The 24,682-nt window shown below is 55.6% G+C and carries 19 protein-coding genes; 11 read left to right on the top strand and 8 right to left on the bottom strand.

Annotated elements, in window-relative coordinates; all coding sequences use genetic code 11:
* Positions 1 to 8: 8 nt before the first annotated feature.
* The 9 genes from nuoN to dnaE all read left to right on the top strand — a co-directional run bounded on the left by nuoN (position 9) and on the right by dnaE (position 12,443).
* Positions 9 to 1,445, top strand: a complete 1,437-nt coding sequence (gene nuoN, locus FHS21_RS01235) for an NADH-quinone oxidoreductase subunit NuoN (protein WP_112530901.1) — start codon at positions 9 to 11, stop codon at positions 1,443 to 1,445.
* A gap of 7 nt (positions 1,446 to 1,452) precedes the next feature.
* Positions 1,453 to 2,292, top strand: coding sequence for a biotin--[acetyl-CoA-carboxylase] ligase (locus tag FHS21_RS01230; protein WP_112530902.1), 840 nt, complete (start codon positions 1,453 to 1,455; stop codon positions 2,290 to 2,292).
* A gap of 20 nt (positions 2,293 to 2,312) precedes the next feature.
* The gene (locus tag FHS21_RS01225; protein ID WP_112530903.1) at positions 2,313 to 3,986 is read left to right on the top strand and encodes a ribonuclease J; all 1,674 of its coding nucleotides are present in this window, start codon (positions 2,313 to 2,315) and stop codon (positions 3,984 to 3,986) included.
* Positions 3,987 to 3,996: 10 nt separating this feature from the next.
* Positions 3,997 to 4,401 carry a methylmalonyl-CoA epimerase gene (gene mce, locus FHS21_RS01220; protein ID WP_183660797.1) on the top strand — a complete coding sequence of 135 codons (405 nt, stop codon included), beginning with the start codon at positions 3,997 to 3,999 and terminating at the stop codon, positions 4,399 to 4,401.
* A 2-nt stretch (positions 4,402 to 4,403) separates the two neighbouring features.
* Positions 4,404 to 4,673 carry a DUF1467 family protein gene (locus FHS21_RS01215; protein WP_112530905.1) on the top strand — a complete coding sequence of 90 codons (270 nt, stop codon included), beginning with the start codon at positions 4,404 to 4,406 and terminating at the stop codon, positions 4,671 to 4,673.
* Between the two features lie 581 nt (positions 4,674 to 5,254).
* The gene (gene proS / locus FHS21_RS01210; protein ID WP_112530906.1) at positions 5,255 to 6,595 is read left to right on the top strand and encodes a proline--tRNA ligase; all 1,341 of its coding nucleotides are present in this window, start codon (positions 5,255 to 5,257) and stop codon (positions 6,593 to 6,595) included.
* The gene (locus FHS21_RS01205) at positions 6,592 to 7,878 is read left to right on the top strand and encodes a lipoprotein-releasing ABC transporter permease subunit (RefSeq protein ID WP_112530907.1); all 1,287 of its coding nucleotides are present in this window, start codon (positions 6,592 to 6,594) and stop codon (positions 7,876 to 7,878) included. The genes proS and FHS21_RS01205 overlap by 4 nt, the downstream gene beginning before the upstream one ends.
* 1 nt (position 7,879) lies before the next feature.
* Positions 7,880 to 8,563, top strand: coding sequence for an ABC transporter ATP-binding protein (locus tag FHS21_RS01200; protein WP_112530908.1), 684 nt, complete (start codon positions 7,880 to 7,882; stop codon positions 8,561 to 8,563).
* Between the two features lie 382 nt (positions 8,564 to 8,945).
* On the top strand, positions 8,946 to 12,443 hold the full coding sequence (gene dnaE / locus FHS21_RS01195) for a DNA polymerase III subunit alpha (protein WP_112530909.1): 3,498 nt from the start codon (positions 8,946 to 8,948) through the stop codon (positions 12,441 to 12,443).
* Between the two features lie 104 nt (positions 12,444 to 12,547).
* Here dnaE and FHS21_RS01190 read toward each other — a convergent pair whose 3' ends face one another.
* Both FHS21_RS01190 and FHS21_RS01185 read right to left on the bottom strand, forming a co-directional pair.
* Positions 12,548 to 13,879 carry a DNA polymerase IV gene (locus FHS21_RS01190; protein WP_376772050.1) on the bottom strand — a complete coding sequence of 444 codons (1,332 nt, stop codon included), beginning with the start codon at positions 13,877 to 13,879 and terminating at the stop codon, positions 12,548 to 12,550.
* Positions 13,880 to 13,963: 84 nt separating this feature from the next.
* Positions 13,964 to 14,251, bottom strand: coding sequence for a DUF3572 domain-containing protein (locus tag FHS21_RS01185; RefSeq protein WP_112530911.1), 288 nt, complete (start codon positions 14,249 to 14,251; stop codon positions 13,964 to 13,966).
* Between the two features lie 307 nt (positions 14,252 to 14,558).
* On the opposite strand from FHS21_RS01185, the gene FHS21_RS01180 reads away from it, so the two are divergent.
* Together FHS21_RS01180 and FHS21_RS01175 are read left to right on the top strand one after the other, a co-directional pair.
* Positions 14,559 to 14,930 carry a response regulator gene (locus FHS21_RS01180; RefSeq protein ID WP_008122893.1) on the top strand — a complete coding sequence of 124 codons (372 nt, stop codon included), beginning with the start codon at positions 14,559 to 14,561 and terminating at the stop codon, positions 14,928 to 14,930.
* An 18-nt stretch (positions 14,931 to 14,948) separates the two neighbouring features.
* Complete coding sequence (locus FHS21_RS01175) at positions 14,949 to 16,328, top strand: PleD family two-component system response regulator (protein ID WP_183660795.1); 1,380 nt, start codon at positions 14,949 to 14,951, stop codon at positions 16,326 to 16,328.
* A gap of 82 nt (positions 16,329 to 16,410) precedes the next feature.
* Here the strand turns inward: FHS21_RS01175 and rpmG are convergent, their stop codons facing one another.
* The 6 genes from rpmG to topA all read right to left on the bottom strand — a co-directional run bounded on the left by rpmG (position 16,411) and on the right by topA (position 24,419).
* Entirely contained in the window at positions 16,411 to 16,578 is a 168-nt protein-coding gene (gene rpmG / locus FHS21_RS01170) for a 50S ribosomal protein L33 (RefSeq protein ID WP_008122896.1), read from the bottom strand.
* Positions 16,579 to 17,129: 551 nt separating this feature from the next.
* The gene (locus FHS21_RS01165; RefSeq protein ID WP_112530913.1) at positions 17,130 to 18,305 is read right to left on the bottom strand and encodes an MFS transporter; all 1,176 of its coding nucleotides are present in this window, start codon (positions 18,303 to 18,305) and stop codon (positions 17,130 to 17,132) included.
* Between the two features lie 3 nt (positions 18,306 to 18,308).
* Positions 18,309 to 19,046: an NUDIX hydrolase gene (locus tag FHS21_RS01160; RefSeq protein WP_112530914.1), complete on the bottom strand. Its 738-nt coding sequence runs from the start codon at positions 19,044 to 19,046 to the stop codon at positions 18,309 to 18,311.
* Complete coding sequence (locus FHS21_RS01155; RefSeq protein WP_112530915.1) at positions 19,043 to 19,474, bottom strand: DUF983 domain-containing protein; 432 nt, start codon at positions 19,472 to 19,474, stop codon at positions 19,043 to 19,045. Before FHS21_RS01155 ends, FHS21_RS01160 begins: the two co-directional genes overlap by 4 nt.
* Positions 19,474 to 21,795: a ribonuclease R gene (gene rnr / locus FHS21_RS01150; RefSeq protein ID WP_112551338.1), complete on the bottom strand. Its 2,322-nt coding sequence runs from the start codon at positions 21,793 to 21,795 to the stop codon at positions 19,474 to 19,476. Before rnr ends, FHS21_RS01155 begins: the two co-directional genes overlap by 1 nt.
* A gap of 11 nt (positions 21,796 to 21,806) precedes the next feature.
* A complete protein-coding gene (topA, locus tag FHS21_RS01145) occupies positions 21,807 to 24,419 on the bottom strand; it encodes a type I DNA topoisomerase (protein ID WP_112530917.1) in 2,613 nt (870 codons plus the stop codon).
* Positions 24,420 to 24,682 lie beyond the last annotated feature (263 nt).

Raw genomic sequence — 24,682 nt, 5'->3', positions numbered from 1 at the left:
CAAGGCCGATGCAGACCGATATGATTGCCAACCTGACGCTCATGGCTCCTGAACTCCTGATAACGGTGGGCGCACTGGCGCTACTGATGATCGGGGCGTTTTCTGGGGAGCGGGCCTATTCGCTTGTCAACAGTCTTACGGTAGCCATCTTACTCGTAGCGCTGGCGCTTGTCGTTCTGTTCCCGCAGGACGGTCACGTCTTCGGTCGTGCTTTCGTCACCGATCCGTTCTCTCGCTTCATGAAGGTCCTGACTTTGGTCGGATCTATAGTGACGCTCGTCATGTCGGTCGGTTTTGCTAAATCGGAGAAGTTCGACAAGTTCGAGTTCCCGATTCTTGCCCTTCTGGCGACGCTCGGCATGCTGCTGATGATTTCGGCCAATGACACACTATCGCTCTACCTTGGTCTGGAACTGCAGTCGCTTGCACTTTATGTCGTCGCTGCCATCAACCGTGACAGCGCGCGCTCGACGGAAGCTGGCCTCAAATATTTCGTTCTCGGTGCGCTCTCTTCGGGCATGCTGCTATACGGCATTTCTCTGGTTTACGGCTTTACAGGCCACACCGGTTTTGAAGCCATTGCACAGGCACTAAGCAGCTCGGAGCGGCAGCTTGGCGTTGTGTTTGGCCTGGTATTCATCTTTGCGGGTCTTGCCTTCAAGATTTCGGCGGTACCGTTCCACATGTGGACACCGGACGTTTATGAGGGGGCGCCTACGCCGGTCACCGCCTTCTTTGCGACTGCACCTAAAATGGCCGCCATGGCACTGTTTACACGTGTTGCCGTTGAGACCTTCCAGCCTATCACCCATGATTGGCAGCAGATCATCGTGTTTATCGCGATCGCATCTATGGTTCTTGGTGCATTCGCTGCTATCGGCCAGCGGAATATCAAGCGTCTTATGGCCTATTCGTCAATCAGCCACATGGGCTACGCACTTGTCGGGCTCTCGGCCGGTACACTCGTCGGTGTGCGGGGCGTCGCGATATATATGCTGATCTATCTGGTCACCACACTTGGCACGTTCGCCTTCATTCTTGCCATGCGCCGCAAGGAGGGCAATGTCGAGTCGATCGGCGATCTTGCCGGCCTGTCACGGACGAATCCGATCATGGCGACTATCCTTACGATCCTGATGTTCTCGTTGGCCGGTATTCCCCCGCTGGCTGGGTTCTGGGGAAAATGGTATACTTTTCTCGCAGCCATGCAGGCCAACCTTTATGCGCTGGCTATTATTGGTATCGTGGCGTCGGTCGTCGGTGCGTTTTACTATCTGCGTATCATCAAGATCATGTGGTTCGACGAACCAGTCGGCGCCTTCGTTCCCATGGCGGGCGAGTTGCGGCTTGTCCTTGGAGTATCTGGCATGCTGGTGCTATTCTACGTCCTGGTGGGCGGCCCGGTCAGCACGTTTGCCAACGCCGCCGCCAAGACGTTTTTCTAGGAGCCCGATGGGATTCTCACTTTCGCCTCTGGCAGAGCAAGACGGCTTTCGGCTGGAGGCATTCGATACGATCGGCTCGACCAACGCCGTGGCATTGGAACGTGCGCAGGCGGGCGATCCCGGAAAACTTTGGATCGTCTCCAAACAGCAGGAGAGCGGTCGCGGAAGGCGGGGACGCGCCTGGGCGACCTCACATGGAAATCTTGCTGCTTCGCTGCTACTGACCGGAAACTTCGAGCTGAAAACCGCCGCGACACTTGGCTTCGTCGCTGGGCTGTCCCTTGCCGATGCCTTGGATGCTGTTTGTCCCGCGGCGGCATTCAAAGTAGGAATCGATGGAGCAGGAAATCGCGGGAGCGGCAAATCCGTTTTGCGAGTTGAACTGAAATGGCCGAATGATCTTTTGGCCGACGGCGCAAAGCTTGCGGGCATTCTTTTGGAATCGACACAACTGCCGAACAATCGGTTGGCGATTGTTGTTGGTATTGGTGTCAATGTAGTCGTCTACCCTGACGATGTCCCTTATCCAGCTACTTCGCTGATGAAGCTCGGCGCAAATTGCGATGCAGAAACACTTTTTCTGGCGTTGTCAGATGCATGGGAAGAAAACAGCAGAATTTGGAGCGAAGGCCGGGGGCTGGCGGAGATTCGCAAGCGCTGGCTTGCACGGGCGGCAGGCGTGGGCAGCGAAGTCGCCGTCCGAGTCGACGGAGCGGTGCTGCGTGGTATATTCGAGACTATCGATGAAGACTGCCGCTTTGTCATTCGCGACAATGAAGGCGAACGGGTAAGGATTGCCGCTGGCGACGTTCATTTTGGTGCAGTGGCGTCGGCAAGCGCTGAGTAGATTTTAGTTTAGGAGTATAAATGACCAATTCCGATCAAGCAGAACTTGTTTTCCTGCCCCTAGGTGGCGTCGGCGAGATCGGGATGAACCTGGCTATGTATGGCTATGGTCCTGCGCATAAACGCGAATGGGTTGTAGTCGATATGGGCGTGAGCTTTGCCGGCCCCGACCTTCCAGGCGCTGATCTGGTGTTGCCGGATATTCGTTTCCTGCAAGCGGAACGCCACAATCTCAAGGGCATCGTCATTACGCATGCGCATGAGGATCACTACGGCGCGTTGCTTGACCTTTGGCCCTTACTGAACGTTCCCGTTTATGCGACGCCCTTCGCGGCGGGTCTGCTTGCTGCCAAGCGCCAGTCGGAACCTGGCGCGCCAAACATTCCGGTGACCATTTACCGTGCAGGCGAGACTTTTAACGTGGGGCCATTCGAGTTCGAAGCGATTGCCGTGACGCATTCGATCCCCGAGCCCGTTTCGCTGGCGATCAAGACACCGCTGGGTACGGTAGTTCATACCGGCGACTGGAAGATGGATCCGGAACCATCGCTCGGACCGCTCATCAACGGAGCGCGGTTTCGCGCACTTGGCGACGAGGGCGTGCTCGCGATGATGTGCGATTCCACCAATGCTTTGCGCGATGGTGAGTCCCCGTCCGAGCGCGAGGTAGGCGAAAGCTTGCGTGAGATCATAGAAAATGCCCGTGGCCGCGTTGCGATAACGACTTTCTCATCGAATGTCGGGCGCATTCGCTCCATAGCTTTGGCAGCGCGCGATGCCGGCAGACAAACGCTGGTTCTTGGCCGATCGATGAAGCGAATGATCGATGTGGCCAGCGAACTCGGCTATCTCGATGGCGTTCCCGAATTCCTGTCGGAAGACGATTACGGCTACGTCCCGCGCGAAAACATGGTGATCATCTTGACTGGCAGCCAAGGCGAGCCGCGCGCGGCGCTTGCCAAGCTTGCGCGCGACGAAATGCGCAACGTTGCATTATCGGCGGGCGATACGGTGATCTATTCTTCGCGCCCGATTCCCGGCAACGAAAAGCCAATTATCGACACGAAGAACCTGCTGATCGAGCAGGGAATCCACATCATTTCCGACGGCGATCAGTTGGTACACGTCTCCGGTCATCCGCGCCGCAATGAATTAAAGCGCATGTATGAGTGGGTGCGTCCGCGCATCCTTGTACCTGTGCATGGCGAGGCCGCGCATCTCGTTGGACAGGGTTCGCTGGCGGCGATGGCGGGAATTCCGGAGGTGCCGCAGGTGCGTAATGGTGACGTACTGCGTCTTGCGCCGGGCAGGGCGGAAATCATTGATCAAGCTCCGATTGGCCGGTGGTACAAGGACGGCAAGCTGATTGGCGACGAGGAAGAGGTTGGCATCGTTGATCGTCGCAAGCTTTCCTATGTCGGACATGTTGCGGTTTCGATGCTGCTTGACGAGAAGTTCAACATCATGGAGGACCCTGAAATCGTTCCGATCGGGCTTCCGGAAAATGACGCCGAAGGTGAGCTGCTCGAGGATCTGCTGTACGATGCAGCGGTGAGTGCGGTGCAAAGTATTCCGCGCGAAAAACGCAAGGATATTGCCATGGTGCGCGAAGCAGTGCGCAGGGCAGTTCGTGCCGCGGCCAATGAGGTCTGGGGTAAAAAGCCGGTGGTTACGGTTTTCGTGACCCGCCCATAAGGAAACGCCCATGCTCGGACGTCTCAATCATGTCGCGATCGCCGTGCCTGACCTGGAGGCAGCCTCCGTGATTTATCGCGATACGCTTGGGGCAAACCTGACACAGCCGCAAGCTTTGCCAGAACATGGCGTCACCGTCGTCTTCATCGATGTTGGCTACACCAAGATCGAATTGCTGGAACCTTTGGGTGCAGACTCGCCCATTGCCGCATTTCTGGCCAAAAACCCGTCAGGCGGTATGCACCATGTCTGCTACGAAGTGCCCGATATCCACGCGGCGCGCGATCGGTTAAAAAAGCAGGGTGCGCGCATTCTTGGCGATGGCGAACCGAAGATCGGCGCGCACGGCAAGCCCGTTATTTTTCTTCACCCGAAGGATTTTGGCGGAACGCTGATTGAACTGGAGCAAGAATAAGAATGCCAATCGCGACAGCAATGGCGGTGTATTTCATATTTTGGTGGCTCACTCTTTTTACAATGCTGCCAATTGGCCTTCGCACACAAGCTGACGAAGATGATGTGACGTTGGGAACAACGCCGAGCGCACCGCATAAGCACCGCATGGGCCGAGTTTTCCTGCTGACGACGATTGTGGCCACAATCATATTTGCCATCTTCTATGTCGTGAATGAGGTGCTGGGCTACGGAGTAAACGATCTGCCGGTTTTTTTCCCGCAACTGGACTGAATTTCGCCAGTTAGAATTACCCGCCACGAAAAAAATCAAATTAGCTTGCTAAAGAAATTGGAGGCGGCGCGCACCAGTAATCTCTCACATCGTTCCTACCGCCATTTTATTTACAATGAAGTGTTGGAGGCTGAAGCCCAAGAGGCAAGTTATATGTTACTTCAAGAAAATACAGTAACGTATTGATTCCACAAAATCAGACAAAAAAAATGCAAGGCTTTCACCCTGCATTTTGAAGATCGCGTCTGACCAAATCCACTTGCGTGGCGGCTGCGGAAAACCGCGCCCAGGTCACATCCTCCCAAGACTTTGACCGCGTAGGAAAGCAGAAATATTCTTACTTTCTCCTTATGATTAAAAAAATAGCGGACTGCCTGCGAAATGTCACGAAAAATATTCGTTCTTGTCATTTTTTGCTTACAAATCCAGCAAGGCAGTGAATCTCTTATAAATCCCCACCCGTTTCATTTGGCATTACGGGTTCCCAATCCGCCGGGAAGCCGGTAAAGAAACATCACTTTTGCACTTGGTTTTGCCTGATTCTTAAAGCACTCAGGCGATGTTCAATTTGGTGATTCTCCATGCGGCTTTCCCGTTACCTTTTACCCATCCTGAAAGAAAACCCCAAGGAGGCGGAAATCGTCTCCCACCGCCTGATGTTGCGTGCAGGTCTGATACGCCAGGAATCGGCGGGCATCTATGCCTGGTTGCCGGCGGGTCTGCGGGTTCTGAACAAGGTGAGCGCCATTGTTCGCGAGGAGCAGAATCGTTCCGGTGCAATTGAACTCCTCATGCCGACAATCCAGTCCGCTGATCTTTGGCGCGAAAGCGGACGTTATGACGCCTATGGCGACGAGATGTTGCGCATCAAGGATCGCGGTGATCGCGACATGCTTTTTGGTCCGACGAATGAGGAAATGATCACCGAGATTTTCCGCGCCTACGTCAGATCTTACAAAGACTTGCCGCTCAATCTCTATCATATCCAGTGGAAGTTTCGCGATGAGCGCCGTCCGCGTTTCGGGGTGATGCGGTCGCGCGAATTCCTGATGAAGGATGCCTATTCCTTCGATCTGGATTTTGAGGGTGCGAAGGCGGCATACAATCGCATGTTCGTTGCCTATCTGCGTACGTTTTCGCGACTGGGTATCAAAGTCATTCCCATGCGGGCCGATACGGGTCCGATCGGCGGCGATCTCAGCCATGAATTCATCATTCTCGCCGATACGGGCGAGAGCCAGGTTTTCTGCGATCGCGCCTATCTCGATCTGCCCGTGCCCGATCCCGATACCGACTTTAATGATGATGCGCAGATTGCCGATATCGTTAAGCGCTGGACCACGCCTTATGCTGCCACCGACGAAATGCATGACGAGGCGGCGTGGGAAAAGGTCGGTGCTTCGGAGCAACTCGCTGCTCGCGGTATCGAAGTGGGCCACATTTTCCACTTTGGAACGAAATATTCCGAACCAATGGGCGCCAAGGTAACCGGACCAGACGGCAAGGACTACCCGGTTTCAATGGGCTCCTACGGTATTGGGCCGTCACGTGTGGTCGCTGCAATCATCGAAGCGTCGCATGACGAGAACGGCATTATCTGGCCAAAAGCCGTTGCGCCCTTCGGTGTGGGTATTGTGAATATGAAACCCGGCGACGCGGCCTGCGACGCCGTTTCGGCCAAATTGTACGATGCGTTGACAAATGCTGGCCTTGAGCCTCTGCTTGACGACACGGATGATCGCCCGGGTGCCAAGTTCGCCACAATGGATCTGATCGGTCTGCCCACACAGGTCATAGTCGGCCCGCGCGGCGTTGCTGCCGGTGAGGTCGAGATCAAGGACCGAGCGACTGGCGAGCGTGAGTCCTTGAGTATTGAAGCTGCGCTTAACAAGCTCGCAGGCGTTCAGGCAGGAATTTTATGAGCGAAAAGGCAGTCACCGCGCCGAACGGTTCCAAGCCGTTCTCAGCCTATGAACGTATGATCGCCTGGCGCTATTTGCGCGCCCGGCGCAAGGAAACGTTCATTTCCGTGATTGCCGGATTCTCTTTTACCGGGATCATGCTTGGCGTTGCGACGTTGATCATCGTCATGGCAGTGATGAATGGCTTTCGCGCTGAACTCTTGACGCGCATCCTCGGCATCAACGGTCATGTTATCATGCAGCCGATGGATCGGCCTTTCGACGATTACGATGCGGTCATCAAACGCGTCGACGCTGTCCCCGGCGTCTCCTTTGCCATTCCGGTTGTCGAGGGACAGGTGCTGGCCAAAGGTAATGTCGGGGCAGGGGCTGGCGCCCTGGTGCGCGGCTTGCGCGAGGAAGACATCGCGAAACTGCAGCTTGTTTCCAAAAACGTGCGCCAAGGTACGTTTCAGGGATTCAACACGGCTGGCGGCGTCGCTATCGGGACGCGTATGGCTGAAAATATGGGTCTCGGTCTCGGTGATAAACTTACCTTGATATCTCCGGATGGGGATGTGACGCCGCTCGGCATGGCTCCGCGTGTCAAATCCTATCCAGTTACGGCCATATTCGAGATCGGCATGTCCGAGTATGACGCATCGATCGTACTTATGCCGCTCGATGAATCGCAGCTCTATTTCAACCAGGAAAACAAGGTTCAATCGATCGAGATATTCGCCGATAATCCGGACAATATCGACGCGTTGAAGAAACCGATCGAGGATGCGGCACAGCGGTCGATCATGCTCACCGACTGGCGTCAGCGCAATCAGACGTTCTTTTCCGCCCTTCAGGTTGAGCGTAATGTCATGTTCATGATTCTGACGCTGATCGTTCTCGTCGCGGCTCTCAATATCATCTCCGGACTGATAATGCTGGTAAAGGACAAGGGGCATGACATTGCCATCCTTCGGACCATGGGGGCGACGCGAAACTCGATCCTGCGCATCTTTCTTATGACGGGTGCTGCGATCGGTGTGACCGGAACGATTGCAGGTGTGGTTCTTGGCGTCGTTGTATGCCTCAACGTCGAACGAATCAGAGAATTCTTTTCCTGGATTTCCGGCACCACGCTGTTCAATCCTGAACTCTATTTCTTGAGCACCTTGCCCGCCAAAATGGATTTCAACGAGACCTTCTCGGTCATCCTCATGGCATTGGTCCTGTCATTTCTGGCAACGCTGTTTCCAGCATGGCGCGCAGCCAAGCTCGATCCCGTTGAAGCCTTGAGGTACGAATAAAATGGTGGCAGGGCCAATTTTGCAGCTGACGAATGTCGGCCGCCGTTATGACGAGATTGGCCGTGAGTTGGTCATTCTCAACGACGCCAGCTTTTCGCTTGGCAAAGGCGAGATGGTGGCGCTTGTCGCGCCTTCCGGGGCGGGCAAGTCGACACTGTTGCATACGGCTGGATTGCTGGAGCGGCCTGACAGCGGCGATGTTATTCTGGACGGCAGGTCCTGCGGTTCGCTTTCCGATGAAGAGCGTACGGCCATACGGCGAAACGACATCGGCTTTGTCTATCAGTTCCATCATCTTCTCCCTGAATTCACGGCATTGGAGAACGTTATGATGCCGCAACTAATCCGCGGCATGAAGCCAGCTGTGGCATCCGAGCGCGCCCAGCAGCTACTCGATTATATGAAGGTTGGCGCGCGTGCTTCGCACCGTCCCAGCGAACTCTCCGGCGGCGAGCAACAGCGCGTGGCTATTGCCCGTGCTGTGGCGAACGCACCCTTGGTGCTTCTCGCTGACGAACCGACAGGCAATCTCGATCCGGTGACATCTTCCTATGTGTTCGAAGCACTTGAAGCGCTTGTTAGACAGTCGGGGCTGTCAGCCATGATAGCCACTCATAATTTCGAGCTGGCGCGTCGCATGGACAGGCGGGTGACGCTCAAGGACGGCAAAATCACCAACCTCTGATCGCGACTCCATTTTACCTTCCATTAATATTTCGAAAACCATAGCGCCAATGGGTGGTTGGGTGTGCTTGACTTTGGAACAAAAATAGAACAAAAGATATACATACAGACAACTAAGAAGGGTTTTACCGATGAGCGAACTTTTTCAGGATGTTATGTCATTCGTTACAGTCAGCCTGTTCATTGCGACGTTTGCAATGTGGGTGAGCGCAATCTGACGAAGCCGAGATCACTGCAACTCAACGTTTGAGTGCTTGCGATCCCGATTCTTGTCCACCGTTGAAATACGAGAATCCCCAATACTGGTGGACACCTCATCGCGCATGTCCGACTATAAATGTGCGGTGAATCAGTTTCTCCGTTCAGGTTTCGGAGACAGATAATTGGCAGATGGACAGACCAACAGCAGTCTAAGCGTCGCGAGCAAACAAGCGCTGCGCTTCGTCCACCTTCGAGTCCATTCTGCGTATTCCTTACTTGAAGGCGCCCTGCAGGTTCCGAAAGTCATTGATCTCGCCGTTGCCAACAAGGCGCCGGCGATTGCGATTACCGACACGAATAATCTTTTTGGGGCTCTTGAATTTGCCCAGAAAGGATCGAAGGCAGGTCTGCAGCCCATTATCGGCTGTCAGCTTGATATCGCCTTTCATGACCAGGCGGAGGAAAGCCGCAGCGCCAACCGACGCGAAGCGCTGGGACTGGCGCCACTCGTGCTCCTTGCTGCCACGGAGGCAGGCTATGCCAATCTCGTGCGCCTCGTTAGTCGTGCGTACCTGGAAACGGCGGCCGGTGATCCGGTACACATAACGTCGGCATGGCTCAACGGTCGTACGGACGGTATCATCGCTTTGTCTGGCGGTCCTGAAGGTCCCATTGCAAAATCGATCAAGGACGATCGGATTGATCGTGCGCGGCAGCGGCTGAACTATTTGAAATCGCTGTTCGGCGATCGAGTCTATGTCGAACTCCAGCGTCATCGCGGTTACGATCGCGCGTTGGAAGCAGCGCAAGTCGAACTTGCCTACGAATTGGAACTGCCGCTCGTTGCCACGAACGATGTGTTTTTTTCTAAGAGTGCTGATTATGAAGCGCACGATGCACTTTTGGCGATTGCCTCCGGCTCTCTTCTGTCGATTGACGATCGCCGCAGGTTAACACCGGATCACTATCTCAAGAGCGAAGACGAGATGGTGGAGCTATTTGCCGATCTGCCTGAGGCGGTTGAGAATACTGTCGAGATCGCACTGCGTTGTTCCTACTATCCGAAGAACCGTGCGCCGATTTTGCCGCGCTTTACGGGCGAGAGTGCTGACCCGGAAGCGGCGTTGCAAGCCGAGGCGCATGAGTTGGCGCGTCAGGCGCGGGAAGGCCTTGCGCAGCGGATCCAGACCTTGGGGCTAGCCGGTGGCCATACAGCCGTGCAATATTCGGAACGGCTGGAATACGAGATTTCTATCATCACCCGGATGAAATATCCGGGTTACTTTCTCATTGTTGCCGACTTTATCAAATGGGCCAAAGCTCATGATATCCCGGTCGGTCCCGGACGTGGATCAGGCGCGGGTTCACTTGTCGCCTATGCCCTAACGATCACGGACGTTGATCCCCTTCGTTTCTCCCTCCTCTTCGAGCGCTTTCTTAATCCGGACCGCGTCTCGATGCCCGATTTTGATATCGACTTCTGCCAGGAGCGGCGCGATGAGGTTATTCGTTATGTTCAGGGTAAATATGGCCGTGATCAGGTAGCTCAGATCATAACCTTCGGTACGCTCCAGGCTCGCGCCGTATTGCGCGATGTCGGACGTGTATTGGAAATGCCGTATGGTCAGGTCGACCGTCTGACCAAAATGGTGCCAGCAAACCCGGCAAATCCTGTAACACTATCCAAGGCAATCGAAGATGAGCCACGATTGCGGGAGGAACGTGACAAGGAGCCAGTCGTCGAGCGATTGCTCGACATATCCTTGAAGCTGGAGGGGCTTTATCGCCACGCGTCGACTCACGCGGCGGGTATCGTCATCGGTGATCGGCCTTTGTCGGAACTTGTACCGATGTATCGCGATCCGCGGTCGGATATGCCGGTTACGCAGTTCAACATGAAAATGGTTGAAGAGGCTGGGCTGGTCAAATTCGATTTCCTTGGTCTGAAAACGCTCACCGTTCTGCAGACCGCCGTCAACCTCCTCAAGCGGCGCGATATCACGGTAGATCTTTCGAATCTGCCCTTCGACGATAAACTTACTTACGAGATGCTGTCCCGCGGTGAGACGGTCGGCGTGTTTCAGGTGGAAAGTACCGGCATGCGCAAGGCGCTGATCGGCATGAGGCCCGACCGGATTGAAGATATCATCGCGCTTGTCGCGCTGTATCGGCCGGGCCCGATGGAGAACATTCCGACCTATAATGCACGTAAGAATGGCGATGAAGAGATGGCATCGATCCATCCGAAGATCGATCATCTTGTCAAGGAGACCCAAGGCGTCATCATCTATCAGGAACAGGTGATGCAGATCGCGCAGGAAATGTCGGGCTATACACTCGGCGAGGCCGATCTTCTTCGCCGTGCCATGGGCAAGAAGATCCGTGCCGAAATGGACATGCAGCGGGTCCGATTCGTTGATGGAGCCGTCGAGCGTGGTGTGACCAAGCCGCAAGCCAACTTCATCTTCGATCTGTTGGCCAAGTTCGCGGACTACGGATTCAACAAATCCCATGCCGCCGCCTATGCGATCGTATCATTCCAGACGGCCTACATGAAGGCCCACTATCCAGTGGAATTCCTTGCCGCATCAATGACATACGACATGTCCAATACGGACAAGCTCAACGATTTCCGCCGGGAGGCGGTACGGCTTGGCATCGAAGTCGTCACTCCATCGGTCAATACGTCTTATCGTTTGTTCGAGGTAGGCGAGAACCGTATCTTCTATTCTCTGGCGGCCATCAAGGGCGTTGGCGAAGCGGCTGTCGATCATATTGTCGAGAAGCGCGGTGCGACGCCCTACGCCAGCCTTGAGGATTTCTGCGAGCGGATCGACCCGCGTGTCGTCAATCGCCGCGTCTTCGAAAGCCTTATAAATGCTGGGGCTTTCGACTGTTTCGGGCGTGAACGGCCTGCGCTGATTGCCGGGCTCGACCGGATTATCGGCCATGCACAACGTACACAGGAAGACAGCGTTAGCGGTCAGGCGGATATATTCGGGGGAATGGCCGCAGGTGCCCAAACCATCCAACTTCCCGCGGCTGCACCTTGGCTTTCGGCCGAGAAGTTGCGACGGGAATTCGAAGCGGCGGGTTTCTATCTCTCGGCCCATCCGCTCGACGAGTACCGGGCAGTGCTTGAAAAGATGCGCGTCCAGACCTGGTCGGAGTTTTCAGCGGCGGTCAAGCGCGGCGCCAATGCTGGACGTCTTGCCGGGACAATTACGGCTAAGCAGGAGCGCAAGACGAAGACCGGCAACAAGATGGGAATTATCCAATTCTCTGATTCCTCAGGACAATTTGAAGCGGTACTCTTTTCTGAAGCTCTGTCGCAGTACCGCGATCTACTTGAGCCCGGTCGGTCGGTGGTGGTCACTGTTGGTGCCGAGGACCGCCCGGAAGGCATTAGCCTGCGCATCCAGACGGCCCAATCGCTCGAAGACGAGGCGACCCGCATGCAGAAGGCCCTGCGCCTTTATATGCGTTCCAGCGAGCCGCTAAGTGCCATTACTCCCTATCTGGTGCCGCAAAACGACGGCCAGGTGGTGAGTCTGATCCTGATCAAGGAGAACGGTGCATCCGAAGTCGAAATCGAATTGCCGAACCGCTATCGTGTCGGTCCGCAGGTCGCAAGTGCCATGAAAGCCATACCGGGAATTGTGGAAGTCGAGATGGCCTGAGGGGTGCAGTTCAACCAGTCACAACTGAATTGCAATTCCGAGTGGAAATTCTTGTTCCAGATTTGACCATTCTTGTTCCAGATTCGGAGAGTCTTGTCTCATATTCACCGGTTTTCGTTTGAATCCGTATCATCTGGCAGAGCTTCGACTCGAGATTTGACCCTGCCGAACGTGTATCCGGTCTCGACAGCATTGTTGCCGAATTTCCCGCGAAGCTTGTCTATCGCCGTTTCGGCAACCGCACGTTTAGTCGCCTGAATATCGACGAGGTCGAGCGGGTCAGCGCGGTCATCGTTACCAAGGTCGCTGACGCCGATCCCGAGTAGACGAAATCGCGTGCCGTCGATTTCTTTTTCAAGCAAGGAAAAGCCAGTGCGGAAAATCCTGTCGGCCAGTTGTGTCGGATCAGCCAACTGCCGGTTCCGGGTTCTGAGTTTGAAATCCCGAGACTTCAATTTAAGAACGACAGTCCTTCCAGCGATGTCAGCCGCTTTGAGGCGCCTCGAGACCTTTTCCGACAAAGACCGCAATATCGGTGTAAGCTCTTCAAGTGATGCGATATCTTCATTGAAGGTTGTTTCAGCAGATACACTTTTGCTTTCGCTGTCAGGTTCGACGCGGCGCGTATCAAGTCCCCGCGACAAGCGGTAGAGGCGCTGCCCCATCGTTCCATAGGCGGCCATCAAGGGGCCAAGTTCCATCGTCTGAAGTTGGCCTATGGTGCGGATGCCATCGCGCTCCAGCGTTGCGTTGAACGCCTTGCCGACGCCCCAAATCATCGTAACCGGTTTATCGGCGAGAAAAGCGGGTGCCTCTTGTTGTCCGATGATAGAAAAGCCGCGTGGCTTCTCGAAGTCCGAGGCGATCTTCGCCAGGAACTTGCAGTAGGAAATGCCGACCGAAACGGAAAGCCCCATTTCTCGTTCTACACGATTTGAAAAATGCGCCATCACACGGGAAGGTGGATCGTGATGCAGGCGCTCGGTCCCCGACAGATCCAGAAAGGCTTCATCGATTGATAACGGCTCGACCAAAGGAGTCAAATCGCGCATCATCTGGCGGATTTCGCGACCGACCCTCGCATATTTTTCCATGTTGGGACTGATGACGACAGCGTGCGGACAAGCCTCCAGAGCTTTGAACATCGGCATCGCTGACTTCACGCCATGGATGCGCGCTACATAGCAAGCTGTTGAAACGACGCCGCGTTTCCCGCCGCCAATAATGACAGGCTTGTTTCGCAATTCCGGATTGTCGCGCTTTTCGACTGAAGCATAGAACGCATCGCAGTCCACATGGGCGATGCTGAGGCTATAGAGCTCTGGATGGCGCAAGAGACGGGGGCTGCCGCAGACATGGCAGCGTTTACCCTCCGATGTCTGGGTCGCCAGACAGTCACGGCAAAAACCAAATCTCGGATCGTTGAGGGTTGCCATTGGGGTCCGGAACATAAAAGGAACGAGCAGACCTTAGCGAAGGTGCCTTTACCTTGCAACGACCAGCCGAAGCCTATTAACCGTTCAATCGATATCTTGCCGGCCACCGGGAAGGAGCCGCAGTGCTTCCTGGAAAAGGGCAGGATCAGTTCCTGTTGCCTCGCAATAACGCATCAACGTCGGTTCGTGCCCAAGGTAGAACTGGAGAACGCCGGCCAGAAATCCCGGCTCGCCGGCTGCCGTCCGAATCTGATCGGCGGTAATTCCGGTCAAAGCAAGGAACCGGGCAAGCAACTCACTGTCGTCGGCCAGGAATATCAAAGCATTGATTGCCAAGGTTTCCGCGTCGCCGAGATTGATCTGATTCCTCATTTACACCGCCTGTCCATGGTTTGCCGGGTCCTGCAACCCAGAATAGTACGTCTTACAGTCTTACATGCTATTTCGTGTGCCCAAATTTCGCTGTAGCCGGTTGAATATGATCAAAAGAAGATGTTCAATAAATCCTTGGTTAAACATGATCAGCAGCATTTCGGGATTGGGCTGAAGAGTTACCTTTTCATCAATCATCACAGGCTATCAAATGCATCCATACAGTTGGGGCTGCGACCTGATCTTTGTCCCATAGTTCTTCACGGACGGCGCGCGTCTTTCAAGCATGATCAACAGGAAATTGCCGATGGTAAAGAAAGTGATGATCGTCGAGGATAATGAGCTTAATATGAAGCTCTTCCGCGATCTTATTGAAGCCAGCGGCTATGAAACCATCCGGACCCGCAATGGGCTGGAAGCCCTTGATCTGGCTCGCGAACATCGGCCAGATCTGATCCTCATGGATATTCAGCTGCCCGAGGTGTCGGGTTTGGAAGTCACGAAGTGGCTGAAGGCGGACGACGACCTGCATGTAATCCCGATCATCGCCGTTACTGCTTTTGCCATGAAGGGCGATGAGGAGCGTATCCGGCAAGGCGGTTGCGAGGCTTATATTTCAAAACCCATCTCGGTGCCGAAGTTCATCGAAACCATCAAATCTTATCTTGGCGACGCTTGACCGTCAGGGGAGTTAAATATGACGGCCCGCATACTAGTCGTTGACGATGTTCCCGCCAATGTGAAGCTGCTCGAAGCACGGCTGAGCGCGGAATATTATGAAGTCGTCACGGCATCGGACGGCTATCAGGCCTTGGAGATATGCGAGAACAGCAATGTTGACCTCATTCTGCTTGATATCATGATGCCAGGGTTGGACGGCTTCGAAGTTTGCCGCAGACTGAAGTCGCAAGCCTCTACCGCACATATCCCTGTGGTGCTCGTCACAGCTCTGGATCAGGACACAGACCGCATTAGCGGATTGAACTTCGGCGCTGACGATTTCCTGACCAAACCCGTGAATGACTTGCAACTTCTTGCGCGCGTGAAGAGCTTGGTGCGGTTGAAGAACCTGACCGACGAGCTGCGGTTACGTGTGGCTACTACCCGCGATGTCGGATTGGAGTCGATCTTGCGTTTCCCAATTGGCAGCGAGGGCAGCGCCAAGAACGCCCGTGTGCTGCTGATCGACGAACGACCCGAAAGCGTCGAGCGGATTCAGCGTATATTGGCCGACGAAGGGGTCGTCGATGTTCAAACGGATCCGCAAACCGGATTCTTCGACGCTATCCAAGGCAACCATGATTGCCTGATCATCTCGTCGAGCTTCACAAATTTTGACCCGCTGCGCATTTGCGCCCAATTGCGGTCGCTCGACAACACGCGGTCGCTGCCTATCATCCTTTTGGCGGATCGGGGTGAAGAGCCATTAATCCGGCGCGCCTTGGAATTGGGCGTCAACGACTATCTGGTGCGACCGCTGAACCCGAATGAATTGCTGGCGCGGTTGCGCACACAGCTTCGACGAAAAGCTTATCATGATGGTTTGCGCGCCAGCGTCGTCAAGACCTACGAAATGGCGGTGACGGATAGCCTGACCGGTTTGCATAATCGTCTCTATCTTGAGACGCATCTGGCAACCCTATTCAAGCGCGCTGTAGAACGCCGGCGGCCCTTGTCCATTCTCATGACCGATATCGACCGGTTCAAGCTGATAAACGATACGCATGGTCACGACGGCGGGGATGAAGTGTTGCGGGAATTTGCAAGGCGCCTGCGACGGAATGTGCGCGGGAGCGATCTTGCGAGCCGCTATGGCGGCGAGGAGTTTTTCATAGTGATGCCGGACACCGATTCGGCGCTCGCTGCCGTTGTGGCCGAGCGCATCAGGCGCGAAGTCGCAGCGACACCTTTTGTTGTCAATCAAAACGGGACCGGCGCTCCCGTGACAATCAGCATCGGTATTGCCAGCGTTCTGCATAAGGAAGACACTGTGCAGAATCTGCTGAAGCGTGCTGATGACGCTCTCTATGGCGCAAAGGCTGCCGGACGCAATCGCGTTGTGTCGGCCGCGGCCTGACAAATAAACATCAACAGGCCATGGAATTTGCAAACAAAAATGCCGCCCTGAAGGCGGCATTTTTGTTTCCGGAAAAACAAGATTACTTGATCTTGGTTTCCTTGAATTCAACGTGCTTGCGTGCGACCGGGTCGTACTTGCGGAAAGACATCTTCTCCGTCTTGGTACGGCTGTTCTTGCTCGTAACGTAGAAGAAACCGGTGTCAGCGGTCGACAGAAGCTTGATCTTGATATTCGCAGCCTTGGCCATTTTCAGTTTACCTGTTCTGATTATTGAGGACCGCTATTCAAGTCCAGCAACGTGGCCATAAGCGGAAATTCGGCCGGACACTTAACCGAACGGGGCGAAAAGTCAAGCCTAGGTGGGTCATCCCACCAATATAATCGATAAGTCGGCATGTCGTCACTGCAGGACAACCTCATGCCACATTTGCCGAGATGTGATTCAACCCTGCGTTCGTTGCCGAGTATCCCAAATCACGCGATGAGTCGAACTTCGAGATTTGAAGGCAAAAGCAGCAACACCGAGCCAGCCGGTGTATCGGGGGAGATAGGCTCCCCCGACTGCGGCAAGAGCCTTGCCTTCAACCTTGGAGTTGAATCTATGCGGTATTTGCCGTTTAGCATCAGCCTTACTGTGAAAAGAACCCGGACCAGCTGGTCAATAGCAATCCGGGTTCACTTTCAAAGATAAGGAAGAGAGAGGCGGGCAAAAGCTCGTCTCTCACTCCGGGGTCAATATAACACCGTGGCGAATAATTCCAAGCGCGCTGTAGTTGTACTCGCTGAGAGTCCCGAACCCTAACCTCTGCGGCTGATCAAGCGTGAGCCCACCAAAAGTGCGTAGGCCGCAAAAAATATTGCGAGGGCGACTGCAAAGCCCGCGGGGCCCATCAGATCCATGCCGATACCGACGGCTTGTGGACCGACTAGCATACCGACTGCGTAGCAGAAGACGAAGGCGGCATTGGCCGAGGCGAGCTCGCGCCCCGTAAGCTGCGAGCCCAGGTGGGCCAGGCCAACCGTATAAAGGCCGGCCACAACGCCGCCCCAGACAAACAGCAATCCCGCGACGAGATACCAGTTGGAATAGATGAATGGCAGGACGCACATGCCCGCCAAGCCGATCAACGCGCAGACAAGCAGGATCTTGCGGCGATCATTGACATGATCGCTGAGCAAACCGATAGGAATTTGCAGGAGAACATTGCCCAAACCGATCGTGGTAAGAAGGAGCGCGGCATTTGCCTCGCTATACCCAATGCGGGAGCCGAAGACGGGAAACAGCGCGAAGCCGCCGGTTTCAACTGCGCCAAAGACAAAGACGGCCGCCGTCGCAGTGGGCACAGCCCAAATGAACGGAGCGAAAGGAACATGCTCCTCTTCATGGAAATCCGGGCTTTCCTTCCACGCGAAAAGCACCGGCAACATGGCGAAAATGATGATGCCGAAGCCGACAGCAAACGGCATGATGCCGACGCTGCCGATGCGCGAGAACAGCCATGGCCCCAGCGCAAATCCCACGGAAAGGACGGTGGCATAAATACCAAGCACCAGTCCTCGTTTTTCGGGAGGAGCTGCAGCATTGATCCAGTATTCGGAAAGGATGAACAGCATTGTCAGCGCGAAATGCAGGAAAACCCGCAATACGACCCACATCCAGAACTCGGTAAAGAAGTGAAAGCCGACGAACGAGAAGCCGCCGATCAGCAGCATTCCAAGCAGGGTGGGCACCACACCGAACCGTGCTGCGATGGGAGCAGCGAAAGGAGCGGCGACAATCGATGCGATGCCCGCGACCGCGGCGTTCAAACCTATCATGGTGGCCGAATGGCCGCGGCTTTCCAGAATGACGCTCAGGAGTGGAATGCCAAGTCCGATGGCGACACCAACGGAACTGATGGTGGCGATGGCCGCGACAAGCGCGCGCCAGGAAGACCGGACGGTTGTCTGGTCAGTGGTCGGCGTTGCATCCATAAATCAAAAAACCTCTCGGACGAATCGTCCATATTTCATGCGGTAACGAATGACGGCGTTGCCCGGGTCTAAGGCAGGATTTGCGGCAAGAATCGCCTCGGCCTCCATTATGATCGTCCGGGTGATCTCGGGAATATCCAGCTGGTTGGCCTCATGGAAGGGCAGCCAGCACAGTTCTTCGAGTTCCTGTGATGGCCCGGTTGCTTCGGGAAGGGTATCGGCGACGGCATCGCGAAAAGCAAGGAAGAACCGTGTATCGAAACGGCGGGAGCGACCGGGCGGCGTGGTGGCTCTCGCGAAATAGCGCAGCACGGAAAGGTCAGGAAGAATCCTCCGTTCGACAAAAGCGGCCCAGTCGGGGTGCGATATCGAAACGGCATCCGGACGCCGGCGTCCGAGAAGAAGCCCTGCCTCTTCATAGGTTTCGCGAATGGCAGAGAGCGCGAGTGCCCGGCAGCGTTGAACGCTTGAGCGACTGCCCATGCCGGTCAGCAGTTTTGCTTGATCAACATCGGAGAGTTCGGCAATGGCGGATATGCGGCCGTCCGCTGGTTCCGTCCGCCCACCCGGAAAGACGAATTTTCCCGGCATGAACACGTGACGCATATGGCGCTTGCCCATGAGGATGCGCAGATCCTTGCCGGAACGGTCGATGAGCAACAGCGAAGCAGCATCGCGTGGCCGGATGGGAACTACCGGCTTATCTTTTTGGATCGGGATGGCATTGCCTTGATCATTCACTGTTCCCGTGGCTCCTGATCGTCAGTCTCGCCGCCAAAACCATGCATGTAATTTGCCCATTGCAACCCAATGATGGCGCCTTTGACCGGCTGCAGCAAACCTATCGACAGGAGGATCGTCAAGGGAACCCAGATGGCCAGATGCACCCAATTGGACAATATGACCAGGGTTTCAACCGCCAGAAATCCGCCGAGGACGATGTGGCCGACGATCGTGATGGTGATATAGGCCGGAAAATCGTCGGCCCGCTGATGGGTGTAGTCCTCTCCGCATACGGCGCACTGGTCGACCGGCTTGACGAAAGCGCGAAATAGTTTGCCTTCGCCACAATGCGGGCAGCGACAGCGCAATCCGCGCCACATCGCCTGCCACACCGGCCGGCGCTCTCTCGCGGGCGCCGTATCGGCGCCGAAAATCTGTTCTGCCATTACCTGCCTCTTCGTCCGCCCCGCGATACGGTAGACGGACGCTTCTGGTTTCCGCGTATAAAACGCTTTGCCTTGTGGTGCGAGCGAACGCCGCTCGGCACCGGGTGCGGTTCTGAAAGCATCTCGAACCGCAATGCGCCAGCAACTGGCAAGGCTTCGACCAAACGAACCTCGACAACGTCACCGAGGCGGAAACCCTTGCCACTGCGTTCGCCGGATAGAGCGTGGTTGGTTTCGTCGTAAAGATAGTAATCATCGCCCAAAGTTGAAATGGGGATAAACCCGTCCGCGCCATATGTCGCAAGGGAGACGAACAGGCCGGCCTTGGTCACACCCTGGACGCGGCCTTCGAAACTGCTGCCCACCTTGTCCGCCAGATAGTGCGCGATCAGCCGGTCGACAGTGTCGCGCTCGGCGGCCATGGCGCGACGCTCGGATGTCGAGATCAGGGCGGCGATTTCGGGCAATGCCGCTTCTTCGTCCGGCGTCAGGCCATCCGGTCCAAGGCCCAATGCCGAGATCAGCGCGCGGTGCACGATAAGGTCGGCATAGCGGCGGATGGGCGAAGTGAAATGCGCATAGCGATGAAGATTGAGGCCGAAATGCCCAATGTTTGCCGGGTTGTATTCCGCCTGCGATTGCGAGCGCAGCACGACCTGATTGACGAGATCCTGCTGCTCGCTGCCCTCGACGCGCTTCAGGATATGGTTGAACTGGTTCGGACGCAGTTCTGCGCCGCGAGCCAGCGATATATCCATTGTCCGCAGGAACTCACGCAGCGTTTCCTGCTTGGCCAGCGACGGCGCGTCGTGGATGCGGAAGATCAGTGGCTGTTTCTTGCGCTCGAGCGTTTCGGCAGCGGCAACATTGGCCTGTATCATGAATTCTTCGATGAGCTTGTGCGCATCGAGCCGCGGCGGGATCACGACCTTGTCGACCTTGCCTTCGGGTGTAAGCAGGATCTTCTTCTCCGGAAGATCGAGTTCGAGCGGTTCACGTGCGTCTCGACCGCGCTTGAGCACGGCATAGGCCGCCCAGAGCGGCTTCAGGATCGTATCGAGGATCGGCGCTGTCTTCTCGTCCGTCGCGCCATCTATTGCTGCCTGCGCCTGCGGGTAGGAGAGCCGGGCGTGCGAGCGCATCATGACGCGGTGAAACGTGTGCGAAATCTTGCGGCCTTCGGCATCAAAGATCATGCGGACGGCAAGGGCAGGGCGGTCCACCAGTTCTTTCAGCGAACAAAGATCGTTGGAAATGCGCTCAGGCAGCATCGGCACGACGCGGTCAGGGAAATACACCGAATTGCCGCGCTTCAATGCCTCGCGGTCGAGCTGCGAACGTGGGGTTACATAGGCCGCGACATCGGCGATGGCGACAGTGGCGATGAAGCCGCCCGGATTTTTCTCGTCCGGATCAGGTTCGGCACAGACCGCATCGTCGTGATCTTTTGCATCGGCCGGATCGATGGTCACCAATGGAACATGACGCCAGTCCTCGCGATGCGCCATAGTCGCGGGCTTGGCTTTCTCCGCTTCGGCAATCACGCTATCGGGAAAGACATGCGGGATCTCATGCTCGTGGATGGCGATCATCGACAGGGCTTTTTCACTCGCAACGGAACCCACGACCTGCGTGATCCGGCCCAGTGCAAGCCCGTAGCGGCTGACTTTTGAAACCTCGACTTCGACGAGGTCATTTGCCTTGGCGTTGTTCAGTTGGGCAGGATCGATGGCGAGTTCGACTTGCCGCCGTTCGACGGGTTCAAGGCGCCACTCACCATTGTCGAGTTTGCGCAACACGCCCAAAACAGCGTCCTTGCGATGCTCGATCTTCTTGATGACACGTCCCGTATAAACGGGGCCGGTAGGGTCAGCACCATGAAAAATACGCGCCAGAACACGATCGCCCACGCCGGGAGTCGGACCTTTCTGATTGCGCGAGGCGCGAATGAAAACAACAGGCGGCCGTTCCTGGTGGTTTGCGTCCCATTCAGCAGGCTTGGCGATCAGCCCGCCATCGCCGTCACGTCCGGTAATGTCGAGGACTGCCACGCTCGGCAAGCTGCCAGGTACGGCGAGCCGCTTGGCGCGCTTTTCGACCAAGCCATCGCCAGCCAAATCCCGCAAAATATCCTTCAAGGCAATACGAGCATCACCTTTGATATTGAATGCTTTGGCGATGTGACGTTTGCCGGTAAGGTCCGGATTTTCCTTGATAAACTGGAGAATCTCATCGCGGCTTGGCATATGCTGTTCGCGACCGGAAGCGTCAGAATTGGCAGACCGCTTTTTTCCGTTGGGGGGAGAGATACGGCGTGCCAATCGATTTTTTCCTAACTTGCTTTTTTGGTTGCAGTCTTCTTCGCAGCCGGTTTTTTCGCGGCAGGTTTTTTGGCCGCTGCTGCCTTCTTGACCGGTGCTTTCTTGGTGCCCTTGGAGCCCGCCTTTTCAGCGATCATAGCAAGGGCTTCCTCAACGGTCACGCCCGCCGGGTCCTTGCCCTTCGGCAGCGTGGCATTGACCTTGCCCCAGTTCACATAGGGGCCGTATTTGCCGTCGCGAACGGTGATCACGCCGCCATCGGGATGCTCGCCAAGATCCTTGAGCGCTGCAGGCGTACCTCGACCGCGCCCCGGGCCCTTTGCCTGCTTATCCGCAAGCACGGTAACCGCCCGGTTGAGGCCGATCGAGAACACGTCTTCCGCATTCTCCAGATTCGCATAGGTCCCATCATGCGTGATGTAAGGGCCGTAGCGCCCGATTCCGGCCGAGATCATCTTCGCCGTTTCGGGATGCTGGCCTACATCGCGAGGTAGCGAGAGCAGAGCCAGAGCTTTTTCATGATCCAGCGCATCGAGCGTCCAGCCCTTTGGCAGGCTGGCGCGCTTGGCTTCCTTGCCATCGCCACGCTGCACATAAGGCCCGAACCGGCCGTTGCGTGCGGTAATATCCTCGTCCGTATAGGGGTCTTTGCCGAGCAGTTTTGGCTCATCGCCGCCATTGCCGTTTTCGTTTGCCGCTTCGCTGCCACCAAGCTGGCGCGTGAATTTGCATTCCGGATAGTTCGAACAGCCGACGAACGCGCCATACTTGCCGAGCTTCAGCGATAGATTGCCCGTGCCGCAGACCTGACAGATACGCGGATCGCTGCCGTCTTCACGCGGCGGAAACACGAGCGGGCCAAGCTGGTCATTCAAAGCATCCAGCACATTGGTAACGCGCAGTTCCTTGATTCCATCGACAGAGCCGAAGAAATCGGTCCAGAAAGCCCGCAGAACATCCTTCCACTTCAGCTTTCCATCGGAAATCTCATCGAGCTTTTCTTCTAGATCAGCGGTGAAATCATATTCGACATAGCGCTTGAAGAAACTTTCCAGGAAGGCAATGACCAGCCGGCCTTTGGCTTCTGGAATGAGCTTGCGCTTGTCGATGGTTATATATTCGCGATCGCGAAGGGTCGCGAGCGTCGATGCATAGGTGGAAGGACGGCCGATGCCGAGCTCTTCCATCTTCTTGATGAGTGTTGCTTCCGAATAGCGCGGAGGCGGCTCAGTCGAGTGCTGTGTTGCGTTGATTTTCTCGCGGGCCAGAGCCTCTCCGGAGCGGATTTCCGGAAGGCGTCCACCATCTTCATCGACGTCTTCTTCCTCGCGGTGATCCGTATAAGCACCGAGAAAACCATCAAACCTGATGACCGAGCCAGTCGCGCGCAGTTGTGCGAAACGTGATCCATTTTGCGCATCGATTTCGACGGTCGTTCGTTCGATATCCGCGGATTGCATCTGGCTAGCGATTGCGCGCTTCCAGATCAGCTCGTACAACCGTGCCTGATCCGCATCAAGAAACTGGCGCATGTCCTTGGGATGCCGATTGAAATCGGTGGGGCGGATCGCTTCGTGCGCTTCCTGAGCATTTTTCGCCTTCGTGGCGTAAAAGCGCGGCTTATCCGGCACATATTTTTCGCCGAAAACCTTACCGATCGTCTGGCGCGCCGCCTGAACGGCTTCGGGCGCCATCTGCACGCCATCAGTACGCATATAAGTGATCAAGCCAGCGGTTTCGCTGCCGAGATCCATACCTTCGTACAGCTTCTGCGCAATCTGCATCGTGCGTGATGCGGAAAATCCGAGCTGACCGGAGGCCGCCTGTTGCAAACTCGATGTGGTGAAGGGCGGGCCAGGGCTGCGTTTGATCGGCTTCGCCTCGACCGAGGCTGCCTTGAAGGACGCGCCTTCCAGCATGCCGCGGATCTCACCGGCCTGTTCACCATTCTTGATATCGAGCTTGCCGAGTTTCTTGCCATCGACTGATACAAGCCGTGCTTCGAACCCGTCATCGCGCGGTGTTTTCAGGAGCGCGGCGATATTCCAGTATTCTTCGCGGATAAAGCGTTCGATTTCCGCTTCGCGATCCGCGACAAGCCGCAATGCTACCGATTGGACTCGGCCAGCGGAGCGCGCGCCCGGGAGTTTGCGCCAAAGCACCGGGGAGAGGGTGAAGCCGAAAAGATAGTCCAAAGCCCGGCGTGCGAGATAAGCATCGACGAGCGGCATGTCGATGTCGCGTGGATTGGCCATGGCCTCGAGCACCGCATTCTTGGTGATCGCGTTGAACACAACGCGTTGGACGCTCTTCTTTCCTATAGCCTTTTTTTGCTGCAGTACTTCGAGCACATGCCAGGAAATAGCCTCGCCTTCACGATCCGGATCGGTTGCGAGAATGAGGCCGTCGCTCTCTTTCAAAGCTTTGACAATGTCGCTTAGCCTCTTGGCCGAGGCCGAGTCGACTTCCCACGACATCGAGAAATCATCGTCAGGGCGCACCGATCCATCCTTGGCCGGCAGATCGCGCACATGGCCGAACGAGGCCAGGACCGTATAACCCGAACCGAGATATTTGTTGATTGTTTTGGCCTTGGCAGGCGATTCGACGACGACAACATTCATTACAGATTTGAGCTTTCCTGCCCTTGTCAGATTGCAAAAGCACTAATTTAGCTTCGGAACAGGCCTGTGAAATGAACAGGCTTCGACACAACGTCAAGGTCTGTACATCAAAAATCGTGAATTACAACCTATGGTTGCTCGCATAACTTATGCAATTAATGGTATTTTCCTTATGGGTTCAAGCCTATGGTGAATTCCTGTGTGAGTCATTTATGGTTTCGTATATAGAGTATAAAAAACAGCAGCTTATATAGGCATAAATT

It is taken from the genome of Phyllobacterium trifolii (assembly GCF_014192095.1).
GTDB lineage: Bacteria > Pseudomonadota > Alphaproteobacteria > Rhizobiales > Rhizobiaceae > Phyllobacterium > Phyllobacterium trifolii.
This window is presented reverse-complemented; position numbering and strand designations above follow the sequence as displayed.

What these genes read in the sequence shown, in the direction of transcription:
- nuoN (WP_112530901.1), top strand. Translation starts at nt 9, where the DNA reads ATGCAGACCGATATGATTGCCAACCTGACGCTCATGGCTCCTGAACTC.
- FHS21_RS01230 (WP_112530902.1), top strand. Translation starts at nt 1,453, where the DNA reads ATGGGATTCTCACTTTCGCCTCTGGCAGAGCAAGACGGCTTTCGGCTG.
- FHS21_RS01225 (WP_112530903.1), top strand. Translation starts at nt 2,313, where the DNA reads ATGACCAATTCCGATCAAGCAGAACTTGTTTTCCTGCCCCTAGGTGGC.
- mce (WP_183660797.1), top strand. Translation starts at nt 3,997, where the DNA reads ATGCTCGGACGTCTCAATCATGTCGCGATCGCCGTGCCTGACCTGGAG.
- FHS21_RS01215 (WP_112530905.1), top strand. Translation starts at nt 4,404, where the DNA reads ATGCCAATCGCGACAGCAATGGCGGTGTATTTCATATTTTGGTGGCTC.
- proS (WP_112530906.1), top strand. Translation starts at nt 5,255, where the DNA reads ATGCGGCTTTCCCGTTACCTTTTACCCATCCTGAAAGAAAACCCCAAG.
- FHS21_RS01205 (WP_112530907.1), top strand. Translation starts at nt 6,592, where the DNA reads ATGAGCGAAAAGGCAGTCACCGCGCCGAACGGTTCCAAGCCGTTCTCA.
- FHS21_RS01200 (WP_112530908.1), top strand. Translation starts at nt 7,880, where the DNA reads ATGGTGGCAGGGCCAATTTTGCAGCTGACGAATGTCGGCCGCCGTTAT.
- FHS21_RS01190 (WP_376772050.1), bottom strand. Translation starts at nt 13,879, where the DNA reads ATGGCAACCCTCAACGATCCGAGATTTGGTTTTTGCCGTGACTGTCTG.
- FHS21_RS01185 (WP_112530911.1), bottom strand. Translation starts at nt 14,251, where the DNA reads ATGAGGAATCAGATCAATCTCGGCGACGCGGAAACCTTGGCAATCAAT.
- FHS21_RS01180 (WP_008122893.1), top strand. Translation starts at nt 14,559, where the DNA reads ATGGTAAAGAAAGTGATGATCGTCGAGGATAATGAGCTTAATATGAAG.
- FHS21_RS01175 (WP_183660795.1), top strand. Translation starts at nt 14,949, where the DNA reads ATGACGGCCCGCATACTAGTCGTTGACGATGTTCCCGCCAATGTGAAG.
- rpmG (WP_008122896.1), bottom strand. Translation starts at nt 16,578, where the DNA reads ATGGCCAAGGCTGCGAATATCAAGATCAAGCTTCTGTCGACCGCTGAC.
- FHS21_RS01165 (WP_112530913.1), bottom strand. Translation starts at nt 18,305, where the DNA reads ATGGATGCAACGCCGACCACTGACCAGACAACCGTCCGGTCTTCCTGG.
- FHS21_RS01155 (WP_112530915.1), bottom strand. Translation starts at nt 19,474, where the DNA reads ATGGCAGAACAGATTTTCGGCGCCGATACGGCGCCCGCGAGAGAGCGC.
- topA (WP_112530917.1), bottom strand. Translation starts at nt 24,419, where the DNA reads ATGAATGTTGTCGTCGTCGAATCGCCTGCCAAGGCCAAAACAATCAAC.